This window comes from Paraburkholderia sp. DD10 (genome assembly GCF_049177125.1).
Classification (GTDB): Bacteria; Pseudomonadota; Gammaproteobacteria; order Burkholderiales; family Burkholderiaceae; genus Paraburkholderia; species Paraburkholderia terricola.
In genome coordinates this window covers 1,059,959-1,073,286 of sequence record NZ_CP185392.1, presented here as the reverse complement: position 1 = coordinate 1,073,286, position 13,328 = coordinate 1,059,959, and the positions used below count along the sequence as shown (strand labels likewise).

The following is a 13,328-nucleotide window of genomic DNA, read 5'->3' as shown; positions in this document are numbered from 1 at the left end:
TTGTGAAGGTTGAGTTCGATTGCGACGCGCACGACGACGCATTGTTCTTCATGCGTCCTCGCGCACGGCGCTAGGCAACGGGCGTCCCGCTCGTCTGACGCGCGGACTGGATCAGCATCAGCAGATCGCCGGTCTCGATCGGACACGGCTCGTCATCGTAAAAGGACAGAATGCGCCCGGCGCGCACGAGGCCGACCACCACCGCGCCCGGCAGCGCGTTGCTCCAGCGGCCCACTTCCTCTGCCGACGCCTCGCGCTCGATCAGGTTCACCCGGCCGCGCGCCGACAACAGGTCGTTGATGAAAGGCACGATGTAGTCGCTGTCCACGGCGTCGGCGAGCAGCAGCCCGCCGATCCGCGTCGACGAAACGATCACGTTCGCGCCGGCCTGGCGCAACTGGCGCTGGTAGGTCTGCTCGCGGATACGCACGACGATCTTGGTTTGCGGCGCGACGCTGCGCACGGTCAGCGTGAGCAGGATCGCGGTGGCGTCGTCGGCCACGGCGATGATCACGGCTTTCGCGATGCGCACTTGCGCCTGCTGCAACAGGTCCTCGCGCGACGGATCGCCGAGCAGGCCGGCGACGCCCAGCGAGGCGGCCGCTTCGAGCGCCGCCTGCTGCGGATCGATCACGACGATCGACGTCGCGGCGAAGCCGCTCTCGAGCAACTCGCGCACCGCGACCGAGCCGCTCAAACCATAGCCGCATATGACGACGTGATCGCGCAGCTGTTTTTGCAGGCGTTTCATGCGGAATTCCTCGATGACGCGTTGAATGACGAACTGATAGGCGGTGCCGAGAAACACGAACCAGATGATGATGCGGATCGGCACGATGAAAAAGGCGTCGATGAGACGCGCGCGGGCGGTGACCGGCACGATGTCGCCGTAACCGACGGTGGCGACGGTGACCATCGTGAAGTACATCAGATCGACGATGCCGAGCACCTTGCGATTGGCGTCGCGCAGGCCGTCGCGGTCGAGATAGAGCACGACGAAAGCGAGCACGCAGAGCGCCGCCACCAGACCGATGCGTTGCAGCAGCACACGTTGCGGCGACGCCGCCGGCCGCGTGAACAAGATGCGGGCGCGCGGCGCCTGCCAGGCCGAGCGAGCGCGGCGCGGCAGACGAAAGCGCGGCGCACGCGGTTTCGATTTGAGCTGCGGGTGTGGCACGTCGGGCACGCGGCGGCTCCGGGAGTCGGGAAACAAGCGATTCTACGACGCCCGGTGCGCCGTTGGCCCGGTTCGCAAGCTCCACGCCGACGCGGCGTTGCAAGCCGCGCCGCCGGTTCACTGCGTCGCGGCTTTGTCCTCGTCTTTCTTGCCGTTCTTGAACATGGCGCGGCATGCCGGGCTCAGTTCGTCGATGTGCTGCTTCATGCAGGCCGTGATCTTTTCCTTGTTCGGAATGTGGGCTGCGCAGAAATGCATTGCGTCGCCGCGACAGGCCTTGGCTTGCTGGTCGCGGCTGGCGGCGTCGACCGGGACGGCGGCCGCACTGAGCGCAAGAAGGCTGCCGGCAAAGAGCGCGTAAGTTCGATTCATGTCGGGCTCCCGTATCTCCCATATCGCAAAGGCGCGCAAAGGTGCGCAAGGCTCCGTGCAAGCGGTTCAGCAGAAAGCGGGCCCGATCATCGCGCAACCGGAGCCGCTTAGCGCGCCGCGCGCCCGTGCGTGAGCGTCATGCCACGCCCCGCGTAGAAACGCGTCATGGTCGCGAACGGCAGATAGGCATCCGCCTGATGCGGCGCGATGCCCGACGGATTGTGAAACCACACGCCCTCGCGATCGCGCCCGTGCAGCAGGATCAGATGGCCGCCCCGGCGTTGATTCGGCCGTGCGGGATAACGAATCTCGGGGCTCACGGAAACGATCGCCAGCGTGTCGGCGTTCAGGCGCGCGGCGATTTCCTCTAGCGGCGCTTGTGGCAGCACCTCGATGTGAAGACCGAAGGCGGCGCTTGCCCAGTCGGCGAACGGCCGGTAGATCAGACCGTCCACGCCGCCGTCCGCGCGCACCCGGTACACGCCATGCCGCAACGCTTCGTCGAGCAGCGCGGCGCGCGGCGCGTGGCCGATGCGCCAATAGTCGAGCGCGGATTCGAGGCACGTCAGACCGCACAGGCGCTTCGCCCAGAAGCGGTAACGCTCGGGATCGTCGAAGCCGCTGCGCCGCCAGGCCGGATCGTCGCACGGGTCGCCCCGCTGCTCGACGATATGGCGAACCCATTCGGGACTGCCCCATTGCGAGTAGTACGGCACGCCGGCGTGGCGCAGTGTCGGGTCGTTCATCGTCGTAAGCGGGAGCGAAGTCATAACATGCTGCGAGGCCGTTGCATCGTGCCGTCGAAGAAACGCTGCAAACGGAAAGCCGACAGATCGAGCGACGGTTCTCCGCCGTCGTTCATCTCGGCGAGCAGCTTGCCGACGATCGGACCCATGGCGAAACCGTGGCCGCAAAAACCGGTGGCGATGGTCAGGCCGCCGACCTGCGGCGGCGCGTCGATCACCGGTAGGCCGTCGGGCAGCACGTCGATCAGGCCAGCCCATGCCTCGACCACCTGTGCCTCCTTCAGCGCGGGAAACAGCGCACGCAGCTTCTTCAACGCGCGCGGCGCGTGGCTCGCGTTCGGCTGCGGATGCGGGTCGCGCGGATGCAGGACGCGTTCGCCTTGCGGCACCGCGCCCGGCAGACGGTCACGCAAATCGCGCAGGCATGCGCCGTTCAGATGGAAGCTGAACTTCTCGCGCTGGCTCCACAGTTCCGGCAGAAACCATTTGAGCGCGCGGAAATGGCCGAGGGTCATGTCGACGTCGACCTGCATGTCGTCGGCGAGATTGATCACGCCGTTCGCGCGTTGCCGGATGCCGAGCCCCTGCCCCCAGAAAGTGGATGCGGTGACGCGCGGCAGCGGATTGGTGCGCATGCAGGTGCCGCGCACCGCTTGCTGCGGCAACGCCAGCCCTAGCGTGTCGAGCAGACGCCAGCTACTCGCGCCGGCCGCGCAGATGAAGCGCGACGTGCGAATCGTGCCGCGCTCGGTCACCACGCCGGCGATCGCGCCGGCCGCGCGCTCGACGCCGGTCACGCCGCAGCCTTCGAAGAACAGCGCGCCGGCCTGCGCCGCCCGCGCGGCAAAGGCCGCGGCGGCGCGGCGCGGTTCCGCCTGGCCGTCGCTGGGGGTGTAGAGGCCGCCGAGCGCCGGGCCTTGCATGCCGGTCACGATGGTGTCGATCTGCTTGCGGTCGAGCATGCGGGTGTCGAGCCCATGCTGACGCGCGACGTCCATCCATTGCTGGAACGAACTCCAGTCCTTCTCCTTCGTTGCCACGTACAGGCAGCCGCCCTGACGCCATTCGAGATCGAGGTTCAGCTCGCTTTCGAGCCCTTTCCACAGCGGGATGCCCGCCATCATCAGCGGCACTTCAGCAGCCTCGCGGCCCTGCTGGCGCACGAAACCCCATGCCCGCGACGACTGCTGCCCCGCAATCCGCGACTTGTCGAGCACCACCGCCGACAGGCCGCGGCGGGCCAGATAGTAGGCGGCCGCACAGCCCATGATGCCGGCGCCGGCGATCACCACATCGGCACGTTTCGGGAACGCCTGATCGGCGGGCGTGAAGCTCGCATGCAGCGGATAGGTCGTGGTCATCGGGCAGGAAAGGTTTTAAGTGGGGGAATAATCTTCGCAGGCGGCAGCGTTGTCCGCAATGCCGCGGCGGTCGCGAGGCTCGGGGCGCATGGGCTCGCGGCGTCGTTGCGTCTGCGGTCTGCGGTTTGCGGTTTGCGGTTTGCGGTTTGCGGTTTGCGGTTTGCGGTTTGCGGTTTGCGGTTTGCGGTTTGCGGTTTGCGGTTTGCGGTTTGCCGTATGCCGTCTGCCGGGAGCACGCCCGCGCGGTTTATTCGCTACACGCATATTCGCCTTTTATTCGCGAGACAGATATTTGCAGAATATGCGTCACACGAATATTTGACAAATATCCGTGTGACGCATAAAGTGCGTTTATTCGTCTCGCGGATATTTTGCCATGCTCCATCTCATCGCCACGCCGGGTCAAATGGCCCTGCTGCTCGCCGCCGGCCGGCGCCAGGCCGGCCTCACGCAGGCGCAAGCCGCGGCGCGGGTCGGCATCAGCCAAAGCCGCATTTCGGCGCTCGAAACCGACGCAGCGGCCATTACCCTCGCGCAATTGCTGGCGCTGTGCGGCGCCTACGGCCTGCAATTGCAGGTACGCGACAAGAACCAGCCGGTGTCTGATCCGGCGCCGTTGATCGAGTGGTGAGCATGGGTCGGCAAACGCATTCACGGGCGCTTTCAGTGTGGGCCAATGGCGAGCGCGTCGGCGTGTGGCGCCTTCCCACGCGCGGTTCGATGGAGTTCGCCTACGATCCCGCGTGGGTCGCCTCGCCCGCGGGCCGGCCGCTTTCGCTGTCGCTGCCGTTCACGCCGAGCAATCTGCCGCAGAAAGGCTCGCGCGTGCTCAACTATTTCGACAACCTGCTGCCCGACAGCGAGGCAATCAGAAAACGCATCGCCCAACGCTACCAGACCGAGACGCTGGATGCGTTCGATCTGCTGCAAGCGATCGGCCGCGATTGCGTGGGCGCCGTCCAGTTGCTCGCCGAGGACGACGCGCCAACCGGTGTCGAACAGATCGAGGGCACGCCGCTCGCGGACAGCGAGATCGAGGCCATGCTGGCGCGCACGGTCGGCAACCCGGCGCTCGGCACGCCCGACCAGGCCGACGACTTCCGCATCTCGCTCGCCGGCGCGCAGGAAAAAACCGCGCTGCTGCGGCACGACGGCAAGTGGCAGCGCCCGCATGGCGCGACGCCCACCACGCACATTTTCAAGCTGCCGCTTGGCCTCGTGGGCAACAAGCTCGCCGACCTCAGCACGTCGGTTGAAAACGAGTGGCTATGCCTGCGCATTCTGCGCGCCTATGGCTTGCCGGTCGCGAACACCGACATGCTGACCTTCGGCAAGCAGCGCGTGCTGAGCGTCGAGCGCTTCGACCGGCAACTGCATTCGAGCGGGCAATGGCTGCTACGGTTGCCGCAGGAGGACTTCTGCCAGGTGTACGGCGTGCCGTCGCATCGCAAGTACGAAAACGAAGGCGGCCCCGGCTTGCTCGACCTCGCGCGAATTCTTCAGCAGTCGGTCACGGCCCAGCAGGACATCGAAACGCTGCTGGCTAGCCAGATCCTGTTCTGGATGCTGGCCGCGCCGGACGGCCACGCCAAGAACTTCAGCATTCGCCTGCTGGCGGGCGGCCAGTATCGGCTCACGCCGCTCTACGACGTAATGTCGATCTGGCCGGTGGAAGGCAACGGTCCGAACCAGTGGTCGTGGTTCAAGGCGAGACTCGCGATGGCGATGTGGTCGCGCAGCAAACACGATGCGTTTCGCGACGTGCAGCGGCGTCACTTCAACACGATGGCGCTGAAGTGCTCGCACGGCGCCAACGCCGAGCCGCTGATCCGGCGGCTGATCGAACAGACGCCGCAAGTGATCGAACAGGTCTCGGCCGAATTGCCGGAGCGGTTCCCCGCCAAGGTGGCCGAGCGGATCTTCAAAGGACTGAGAACCTCGGCGGCCAGGCTGGAGAAAATGCCGGCAACGTAGGCTTCGGATTGCAGGCGGCGGCTTGAGCGCTTCTGGCTCGATGCGGTTCGAGGACACTTGCTTAAGCCTTCCTTAAGCTCGCGTGCAATACGCTTACCGGCTGCTCATGAAAAGGCGAGTCCGCCATCTTTTTTCGTTTGCCGGGCACCGCTCGGACGGTGCGCGCCGCAAGGGCTGCGAGCGGCTCCATGTATTTCCCTACAGATACGACGCGTCACATCGGTAAAATACCGTTAATGCCGAGTGCATAAACAGATCGCCGAATCTGTCCGTTCGCGCCGCGCGCGGACCGGTTCAGCGGCCGTCCTACAAAAACACAGGTCGCGATACTTTACGGTACATTTGCTGTCCCTCGCGTTGCCCGTGTCAATGCACATTGAATGCATGAGCGAGTGGCGTATCGCATTCCCCACAGCCCTTTACGACGGCGGATTTTCACGCAGTATGGCCAACGAAACACACTCACCCGACTCCATCGCAGTCGCCGAACGCGTGCGCGAGTTGATGAGCCGGCACGGAATCGGCAAACGCCAGCAAACCACGGAACTCTGCCGCATCCTCGATCTGAGTTTTTCGCAGGGGCACCGCAAGCTGCGCGGCAACAGTCCGTGGACCCTCTCGCAGATCAAGAAGGTCGCCGAGGTGTTCGGCGAACCCGCCGCCCAGCTATTCGGCGCGCAATCGCTCGATCCGGGCATGGTCGGCGCGATCGCGCAGGAAGCCGTGTTCAGCATCGGCGCGACCGAACTGGCCTGCACCGCCTGGGTCGGCGCCGCGCTCGAACCCGGCAGCCGCCCGGAATTCGTCGCCTATTCCAAGCTCGGCCAATGGCGCGTTGCGCGTCACGACGGCGCGCTCTATCAGAGCGCCTACGAAGTCCACAAGATCGAAATCTATCCGCGCCGCGCCGAGACCGACAAGCCGACCATCGCGGTAGTCGACGACGATCAGGCCAGCGCCGACAACCTGCGCGACTATCTGGAGCGCAGCGGCTTTACGGCGGTGGCGATCTACGGCCTGACGTCGTTCGCCGAGCAACTGCAAAGCCAGGTGTTCGACGGCGTGGTGATCGACTGGCTGTTCGGCTCGCAGACTTCGGCGGCGGCGATTCGGGCGGTGCGCGCGTCGGAGAATCCGGACGCGCCGATTTTCGTGCTGACCGGCGAATTGCTGACGGGCAAGGCCAGCGAATCGGAGATCAGCCAGGTGATACGCAACTACGACGTGGCGTGCTACGAAAAGCCCGCGCGCATGGCGATTCTGGTCGCCGATCTCTCCAAGCGGCTGAATCGGCCGTAAAGCGTCGGCCGTCAAGCGACGACCGTCAAGCGCGGGTCAGCGGCTGAAGGTGTGTGCTCAGGTTGATGCCCGCCTCCATCGCCTCCATTGCGCGCTTCCATGCGCCGTATCACACGCGCCTCGCTTCATCGTCCGCTTTGCAACCCGCTTTGCAACCCGCTTCACAACCCGCCTTGCAACCGCTCCCCCCGCTTCACACCGTATGCCGCGACGCCAGCGCTCGCTGCAACGCCTGACGCAAATCCTCGTAATGCACCGGCTTTAACAACGCTTCAAAAAACGGCTTCGAATCGGCCTCGCCTTCGGCCACGACGTTTTTCGTTCCAGCCACATCCGCCTCCGGCGCATACGCGCTGACCACGATCACCGGCACGCCTGCCGACGGTCCGCCGCGCACGGCGAAGTCCGCGAGAAACGCATAGCCGTCGCGCTCCGGCATATGCAGATCGAGCAGCACCACGTCGCAGCGGCGCGTGTCGAGCCACGCGAGCGCGTCGTCGGCGTTGGCGGCGACGTGCGCGTCGAAACCCATGTGCGCGACCATTTCGCTCAACGACTCGCGGATCAGCCGGTTGTCGTCGACGATCAGCACGCACGGCCGCTCGCCGCCCGCTTGCGCGTGAACGCTCACGCCTGCCGGCGCGACAGCCGCGACCGGCGTGACCGGAATCGTCACCGTGAAGGTCGTGCCCTGGCCCACCGTGCTCGCGACGTCGACGGTGCCGCCGAACAGCCTGACCAGCCCCTGCACGATCGTCAGCCCCATCCCCGCGCCTTCGAAGCGGCGCGTGCGCGACGCGTCCAGTTGCGTGAACTCCTGGAAGATCAGCGGAATCTGCGCATGCGGCACGCCCGGTCCCGTATCGCTGACGATGAACGTCAGCGTCTCCGGCTGCTGCTTCAACCGCACGCGCACCGTGCCGGTTTCGGTGTAGCGGATCGCGTTGGTGACCAGGTTGTTGACGATCTGGCGGATGCGGTGCGGATCGGAGTCGACCAGGCCGCTCACGCCGCCTGCCTCGATGACCTCGCTTTCGAGTTTCAGCCCGCGCGCGGCAGCCGACATCGCGTGCTCGTCGACGATCGACGCCAGCAATTCGCGCGGCTCGAAATGCTCGTGACGCAATTCGAGCTTGCCCGCGCCGAGGCGCGCGTAGTCGGTGAGGTCTTTCATCTGCGCCTCGAGATGCCGCGCCGCGGTTTCGAGCCGCTGGATCACCTTGCGGTCGGCTTCGGAATGGTAGTTGAAGCCCAGCAATTCGATCGACGAGACGATGGCGTGCAGCGGCGTGCGCAGTTCATGGCTGATCATGCCGAGGAACGCGTCCTTGGCGAGACTCGCCTCGCGCGCCGCGCGGCTCGCCTGGTGCTCGGCTTCGAGCGCCGCGTGCTGCTGAAGCATCAGACGCGTGCGGCGCCGGCCATTGAGCACGAGCAGCAGCGTGGCGGCCGCCGACAGCAACAGCATCAACATGCCGCCCGCGAACAGCAAGCGGCGCTTGTCGATGAAATCGCGGCTCATCGCCTCGCGATCGGCGACATCGGCGAAACGGCGGCTCAACGCGAGGTCGTTGACTTCGTTCCAATGCAGGCGCAACTGCGCAACGATCTGATTGGCGCCGCGGCGGTCCTTCGCCACGGCGGCGACCTCAGGCGCGAGGCCGGTGAGCAGACGATCGAGCGACTGCACTTCGTCGCGTTGCCGCTGCAGCAAAGGCACTTGCGCGGTCAGCCTGCTCGTGGAGCCGGCCAGCACGTGCAGCTTCGATTGCAGCAGCTGATAGCGCAGCAGCAGGCGCGGATAGTCGTCGTCGACGCCCGACTGATACAGCAGCAACTGATTCTCGAAACGCGCGTAGGCGATCTGCAGTTGCGCCGCGTCCCAGTAGAAGCCGTCGTAGGTGCCGGTCAACTGCTCGGTGGCGCGCGGGTTCAGCAGATTCGCGTACAACAGATAGCCGATCGCGCCGGCCGGCGCCGCGAGCGCGGTGAGCCAGATCAGCACGTAGAGAACGCGGCGCCACGGACGGCGCGCTATTTGACGATGAGAGCCTTGATCTGCCATACGAATTTCGAATCGCTCGCTGCGCCCACGAGTTCGTCGGGGAACGCATCGCGCGGATAGATAAGGAACAGCGGCCCGAAGTCGCTAAGCTTCAGACGCCGGCCGTTCATGCTGTACGCGACGATCACGCCATAGCGATCGCAGTCCGACACCGGCACGGTGTAGGTGTAGTCGTCGAACGTATGGATCTCCACGTGATCGCCGTACGCGCCGACTGTCTTCAGAATATCCGCGAGCAGCGGTCCCGTGAAGGTAGAGCGCGGAGTCCACGTGGTGCTCGTCGTGATCGCATGCACCGGCAGCGCGAGCAGTTGCGCCTCGGTGAAGTGATACGACTGGCGCGAGGCGTCGGTGGTCCTCGCGATCTTGCCCTTCACGTCGAGCGAGAAGGGCACCGAGTCCTGCTGAGCGTGCGCGCTCCATGCCGCCAGCGCGAACATCAGGCCCATTGCCCAGCGCGCACCCCGGTACGCGCGTTTCCCACCCTGCATTTTTTTGGTCACCTTGGTCATGTTTTTTTCCGTTGTTTTTTGCGGCGCGCTACGTTTCTCCAACTTCCCGTGCTTCTCTGATTTCCTTACCGTCGCGCAGATGCAGATGCCGCGCGGCCCGCTGCGAAGCGACCACGATCAGCTTCATGGTCGCGCGGGTGGCGCCGACGAACAGCTTGCGCGCGATGCGCTCGTCGAACGTAGCGAAGTCGATCTCCGTGAAAATCACGCACGGCGCCGCTTGCCCCTTGAAGCGGTAGATCGACTCGAACAGCACGTCGCCCTCGCGGTATTCCGGGTTGCCGAACAGGTCGTATTTGCCCGTGAAACTGCGCAGCCGGTGCGGACCGAGATGATCCTGCGCGGTGATCGCCGAACCTTCGCGGCCGCGGAAGGACAGCACCACGATGTCCTGCTTGCGAAAGCCGAGCGAGAGCGCCTGCGTGATCGCGCGCTTGGTGGCCTCGATGCTGCCTTCGACGGCATGGGCTTCGTCGTAGACGGACAGCGCAATGTCCGAGCCGTCGAACGGACTGCCCGATGCGAGCGCCGCCGCGACCGGCACCGCGGCGCCGACCACGTCGCGCACATAGTCGAGGATGTCGCGCGGGCTGCGGTAGTTGGTGGTTTCCTTCAGCGTGGTCCAGCCGGGCAGCTCGACCGGCTCACGCATGTACAGATTCTGCAGCGGGTCTTCGAGCCACCACCACGCCGCGCCCGGGCGCAGCAGCCGCTCGAGCGCCGCGACCCACGGCTGCTGGAAGTCCTGCCCTTCGTCGACGATCAATACGTCGAATTGCCAGCGCGCGCCGATCGGCGTCTGCGCGAAAACCGTTTCGAGCTGGTCGAAGACGTCGCCCGAACGGAAATCCGGCTCGCGGCCCGCATCGCGCGCAATCCAGTCGCACAGTTGGTGATAGTTCGCCACCTTCGCCTCGGGCGGCGCGACTCGCGCGATGTGATCGGCCAGCGGCCGGTTGAAGCACACGTATAAAGGCCGCTGGCCGCGCGCCACCGCGTCCTTCATCACCTGCACCGCGAGTTGCGTCTTGCCGGAGCCGGCCGTGCCGATCACGCGCAGCCGGAACGGCGAAAATTCGAGCCGCCGCGCCCATGTCGCGAGACCGCCGGCGAGGCGCGTGACGAGCGTGCCCGCCTGTCCGACCAGCGCGCTGGCGTCGGGCGTGAGCGCGAGTTCGTCGGCGAGAAAGTGATGGATTTTCGGCGCGCAGGCAAGGCGCGGCTCGTCCGCCGGCAACGCCTCGCGGATGATCGCCGCGAGCCGGGTTTTGCGCGTGGCGTCGACGATGCGCGCCGGGTTCACGCCCGCGATCGCCGCGTCCTTGACGATGTGGTCCGGGCAATACAGCAGTTCCTCGATGAAATACGTGCCCGCGCCGAATGCCGCGGTAAAACGCCGGTGCAGCCCCTCGATGGTGTGCGCGAGCGCGATCGCCACGTTGCGCTCCGTTTGCAGATAGACCTTGACGAGACCCTTCGGCGTTTCGCGCAGGAAACCGGTTTTCTGCTCGACGATCATCACGCGCCCGGCCGGACTGACGATCACGAAATCGGCCTCGCCGAACACCGAAAAGTTCTGGTTCAGACGCGTCCAGTGCACGCCGTGATAGACGGTATAGCCGTCGGGCAGCGTGTCTTCCAGCAACGCGAGGGTTTCGCGTTCGCGTGCCGCCGCGCCGGTGGCGGCGAGGCTCTTCCAGTCGTCGGGGACAATGCGGGCCATGCGGTGCCTCGTCGTATTCGGGTGCGCTCATTGTACGCAACGCGCAGATGTTTCCGGCATGCGCCTCGACGTGGGCCGATCGCGACCCGCCGCGTGCAAAACCATGCGCATCGTGTATCGTTACTGGCTGAACGCCGCGCGCCGGGCGCGGCTTGCCAACTGTAAAGAAGAGGATTTGCCGGATGATCACGATCTGGGGACGCACTAATTCGGTCAACGTTCAGAAAGTCTTGTGGTGCTGCGATGAGCTCGTGCTGCCCTACGAGCGCATCGACGCCGGTCTGCAATTCGGCCGCAACAACGAACCCGACTATCTCGCGATGAACCCGACCGGCAAGATTCCGACGCTGGTCGATGACGGCTTCGTGCTGTGGGAATCGAACTCGATCCTGCGCTATCTGGTGCTGCAATACGGCGAGGCGAGCCTGCTGTATCCGTCCGAGCCCAGGCTGCGCGCGAGCATCGACCGCTGGCTCGACTGGTCGCTCTCCACGTTGCAACCCACCGAGCGTCCGGTGTTCTGGGCGCTTGTACGCACGCCGGCCGCCGAGCGCGACGCCGCCAAACTCGCGGCCGACTTCAGCGCGGTCACGCTGCTATGGCGCATGCTCGACACCCACTTGCAAGGCCGCTTCTTCCTCGAGGGCGAACGGTTCACGCTCGCCGACATCGTGGTCGGCGCATACGCGAAACGCTGGTTCGGGGTGGACGGCGTCGAGCGTCCGCCGCTACCGAACGTGGAGCGCTGGTATTCGCGCCTCGCCACGCGGCCGGGCTTCAAGAAATACGTTGATTTTCCGCTGACGTGAAGCGTGGCTGGCAGCCGTGCCATGCACCGGCACGGCGCGGCGCGATGGCCCTTATAATCGACGCATGAAAACCGCCAAGCCCACCGCGACCGCCGCTGTGAAAGCCGCTGCGCAATCCACCGCGCAATCCACCGCGCAATCCACTACAGCCAGCTCCGCTCATTCTCATGCAGCGGGGCACATGCACGGCGATTCGCAGGAAGCCGCACTGACCCTCGCGGAAGAATACTGCCGCGAACGCGGCGAAAAACTCACGCCGATCCGCCGCAAGGTGCTCGAATTGCTGTTGAATTCGGGCCGCGCCACCAAGGCCTATTCGCTGCTCGACGAGATGCGCCAGATTCACCCTGGTTCGGCGCCGCCCACGGTTTATCGGGCACTGGACTTTCTGCTGTCGGCGGGGCTCGTGCATCGGATCGAATCGATCAATGCGTTCACCGTCTGCCACGATCTGACGCAATGCCAGCACGGCATTCTGGTGGTCTGCCAGCAATGCGGCACCGTCACCGAATTGCATCAGCCGAAGCTGCGCCAGGCGCTCGTCGCGCAAATCGAAGACGCGGGCTACCGCCTCGCCAGCGATGAGATCGAGTTGAAGGGACTGTGTGCCGCCTGTCAGGCAGCGGAAGCGGCGGCGACCGCCGCCGCGGGTTCAGCGGCATCCGTCGCCGCCGCGAAATAACGGCGACGCCCGTTTTGCAGCGGTCCGATCAACCCGCCGAGCGGGCGTCGATCGCGTCGTGCAGCAAGGTCACCAGATCTTCCGGCAGCGCCGGTTTGGTCATGAAATGCTGGAAGCCTTCGCCGATACTGCGCAAGCGATAAGCGTCGTCGGTATGACCCGTGAGCGCCACGGCCACCGAAGGCGCGTGATCGCCGCGAATCTCGTGATCGCGCAGCCGCTGGATCAGATAGAAGCCGTCCATGGCCGGCAATTCCAGATCGCATACCACGGCGTCGGGCAATAAACGCAGTGCCGCTTCGACACCCTCTTCCGCATCCGCCACCGCGACGACATGCGCACCTTCCGCTTCGAGTAACAAGGTCAGCGATTCCCGGCTATCCGGGTCGTCTTCGACGAGCACGATCGTGGCCTGATCGAGTCTCAATGCTCCGTTCATGTTCTGTTGTTGCTCTAAAAAACCGGTTAGGCCGTCAGACTTGGCCAACTTATCGCCCTGCTGCTTGCCGCCGATTTGCGCGGCTGGGTTGTTGCTGTTCATGATTCCGACCCGGCTTCGCGCACCGAGTTGCAGACAGGCACGCGATTTTAAAACATGGCCTTGGCGC

General features: G+C 65.2%; 13 protein-coding genes. 5 read left to right on the top strand and 8 right to left on the bottom strand.

Annotated features, from left to right (window positions below):
• Positions 1–70: 70 nt before the first annotated feature.
• From ACOCG7_RS04995 to ACOCG7_RS04980, 4 genes are all read right to left on the bottom strand, one after another.
• The gene (locus ACOCG7_RS04995) at positions 71–1,177 is read right to left on the bottom strand and encodes a potassium channel family protein (protein ID WP_073430944.1); all 1,107 of its coding nucleotides are present in this window, start codon (positions 1,175–1,177) and stop codon (positions 71–73) included.
• A 117-nt stretch (positions 1,178–1,294) separates the two neighbouring features.
• Entirely contained in the window at positions 1,295–1,549 is a 255-nt protein-coding gene (locus ACOCG7_RS04990) for a hypothetical protein (protein ID WP_073430918.1), read from the bottom strand.
• 107 nt (positions 1,550–1,656) lie between these two features.
• Positions 1,657–2,295 carry a C39 family peptidase gene (locus ACOCG7_RS04985; RefSeq protein WP_073430943.1) on the bottom strand — a complete coding sequence of 213 codons (639 nt, stop codon included), beginning with the start codon at positions 2,293–2,295 and terminating at the stop codon, positions 1,657–1,659.
• Between the two features lie 20 nt (positions 2,296–2,315).
• Entirely contained in the window at positions 2,316–3,656 is a 1,341-nt protein-coding gene (locus ACOCG7_RS04980) for an NAD(P)/FAD-dependent oxidoreductase (RefSeq protein ID WP_421377036.1), read from the bottom strand.
• A 376-nt stretch (positions 3,657–4,032) separates the two neighbouring features.
• Between ACOCG7_RS04980 and ACOCG7_RS04975 the strand changes: the two genes are divergently transcribed.
• The 3 genes from ACOCG7_RS04975 (at position 4,033) to ACOCG7_RS04965 (ending at position 6,929) form a co-directional block, all read left to right on the top strand.
• Positions 4,033–4,287 carry a helix-turn-helix domain-containing protein gene (locus ACOCG7_RS04975; RefSeq protein ID WP_073430916.1) on the top strand — a complete coding sequence of 85 codons (255 nt, stop codon included), beginning with the start codon at positions 4,033–4,035 and terminating at the stop codon, positions 4,285–4,287.
• Between the two features lie 2 nt (positions 4,288–4,289).
• Positions 4,290–5,630 (top strand): type II toxin-antitoxin system HipA family toxin, encoded by a 1,341-nt coding sequence (locus ACOCG7_RS04970; RefSeq protein WP_073430915.1) that lies wholly within the window; start codon positions 4,290–4,292, stop codon positions 5,628–5,630.
• A 444-nt stretch (positions 5,631–6,074) separates the two neighbouring features.
• A complete protein-coding gene (locus tag ACOCG7_RS04965; protein WP_073430914.1) occupies positions 6,075–6,929 on the top strand; it encodes a helix-turn-helix domain-containing protein in 855 nt (284 codons plus the stop codon).
• Positions 6,930–7,122: 193 nt separating this feature from the next.
• On the opposite strand, the gene ACOCG7_RS04960 is transcribed toward ACOCG7_RS04965, so the two are convergent.
• The 3 genes from ACOCG7_RS04960 to ACOCG7_RS04950 are packed head-to-tail and all read right to left on the bottom strand — an operon-like array spanning position 7,123 to position 11,229.
• Positions 7,123–8,994 carry a hybrid sensor histidine kinase/response regulator gene (locus ACOCG7_RS04960; protein WP_073430913.1) on the bottom strand — a complete coding sequence of 624 codons (1,872 nt, stop codon included), beginning with the start codon at positions 8,992–8,994 and terminating at the stop codon, positions 7,123–7,125.
• Positions 8,964–9,506, bottom strand: a complete 543-nt coding sequence (locus tag ACOCG7_RS04955) for a molybdopterin-dependent oxidoreductase (protein ID WP_083086246.1) — start codon at positions 9,504–9,506, stop codon at positions 8,964–8,966. Before ACOCG7_RS04955 ends, ACOCG7_RS04960 begins: the two co-directional genes overlap by 31 nt.
• Positions 9,507–9,534: 28 nt before the next feature.
• Positions 9,535–11,229, bottom strand: coding sequence for an ATP-binding domain-containing protein (locus ACOCG7_RS04950; RefSeq protein ID WP_073430912.1), 1,695 nt, complete (start codon positions 11,227–11,229; stop codon positions 9,535–9,537).
• Positions 11,230–11,411: 182 nt separating this feature from the next.
• On the opposite strand from ACOCG7_RS04950, the gene ACOCG7_RS04945 reads away from it, so the two are divergent.
• On the top strand, positions 11,412–12,038 hold the full coding sequence (locus ACOCG7_RS04945) for a glutathione S-transferase family protein (RefSeq protein ID WP_073430911.1): 627 nt from the start codon (positions 11,412–11,414) through the stop codon (positions 12,036–12,038).
• Between the two features lie 64 nt (positions 12,039–12,102).
• Positions 12,103–12,720 carry a Fur family transcriptional regulator gene (locus ACOCG7_RS04940; RefSeq protein ID WP_421377032.1) on the top strand — a complete coding sequence of 206 codons (618 nt, stop codon included), beginning with the start codon at positions 12,103–12,105 and terminating at the stop codon, positions 12,718–12,720.
• A gap of 28 nt (positions 12,721–12,748) precedes the next feature.
• On the opposite strand, the gene ACOCG7_RS04935 is transcribed toward ACOCG7_RS04940, so the two are convergent.
• On the bottom strand, positions 12,749–13,261 hold the full coding sequence (locus tag ACOCG7_RS04935) for a response regulator (RefSeq protein WP_073430909.1): 513 nt from the start codon (positions 13,259–13,261) through the stop codon (positions 12,749–12,751).
• Between the last annotated feature and the right edge of the window lie 67 nt (positions 13,262–13,328).

Excerpts from the sequence above, each read along its gene's own strand:
- ACOCG7_RS04990 (WP_073430918.1), bottom strand. The coding sequence starts at position 1,549 with ATGAATCGAACTTACGCGCTCTTTGCCGGCAGCCTTCTTGCGCTCAGT.
- ACOCG7_RS04985 (WP_073430943.1), bottom strand. The coding sequence starts at position 2,295 with ATGAACGACCCGACACTGCGCCACGCCGGCGTGCCGTACTACTCGCAA.
- ACOCG7_RS04980 (WP_421377036.1), bottom strand. The coding sequence starts at position 3,656 with ATGACCACGACCTATCCGCTGCATGCGAGCTTCACGCCCGCCGATCAG.
- ACOCG7_RS04975 (WP_073430916.1), top strand. The coding sequence starts at position 4,033 with ATGCTCCATCTCATCGCCACGCCGGGTCAAATGGCCCTGCTGCTCGCC.
- ACOCG7_RS04970 (WP_073430915.1), top strand. The coding sequence starts at position 4,290 with ATGGGTCGGCAAACGCATTCACGGGCGCTTTCAGTGTGGGCCAATGGC.
- ACOCG7_RS04965 (WP_073430914.1), top strand. The coding sequence starts at position 6,075 with ATGGCCAACGAAACACACTCACCCGACTCCATCGCAGTCGCCGAACGC.
- ACOCG7_RS04960 (WP_073430913.1), bottom strand. The coding sequence starts at position 8,994 with ATGGCAGATCAAGGCTCTCATCGTCAAATAGCGCGCCGTCCGTGGCGC.
- ACOCG7_RS04955 (WP_083086246.1), bottom strand. The coding sequence starts at position 9,506 with ATGACCAAGGTGACCAAAAAAATGCAGGGTGGGAAACGCGCGTACCGG.
- ACOCG7_RS04950 (WP_073430912.1), bottom strand. The coding sequence starts at position 11,229 with ATGGCCCGCATTGTCCCCGACGACTGGAAGAGCCTCGCCGCCACCGGC.
- ACOCG7_RS04945 (WP_073430911.1), top strand. The coding sequence starts at position 11,412 with ATGATCACGATCTGGGGACGCACTAATTCGGTCAACGTTCAGAAAGTC.
- ACOCG7_RS04940 (WP_421377032.1), top strand. The coding sequence starts at position 12,103 with ATGAAAACCGCCAAGCCCACCGCGACCGCCGCTGTGAAAGCCGCTGCG.
- ACOCG7_RS04935 (WP_073430909.1), bottom strand. The coding sequence starts at position 13,261 with ATGAACAGCAACAACCCAGCCGCGCAAATCGGCGGCAAGCAGCAGGGC.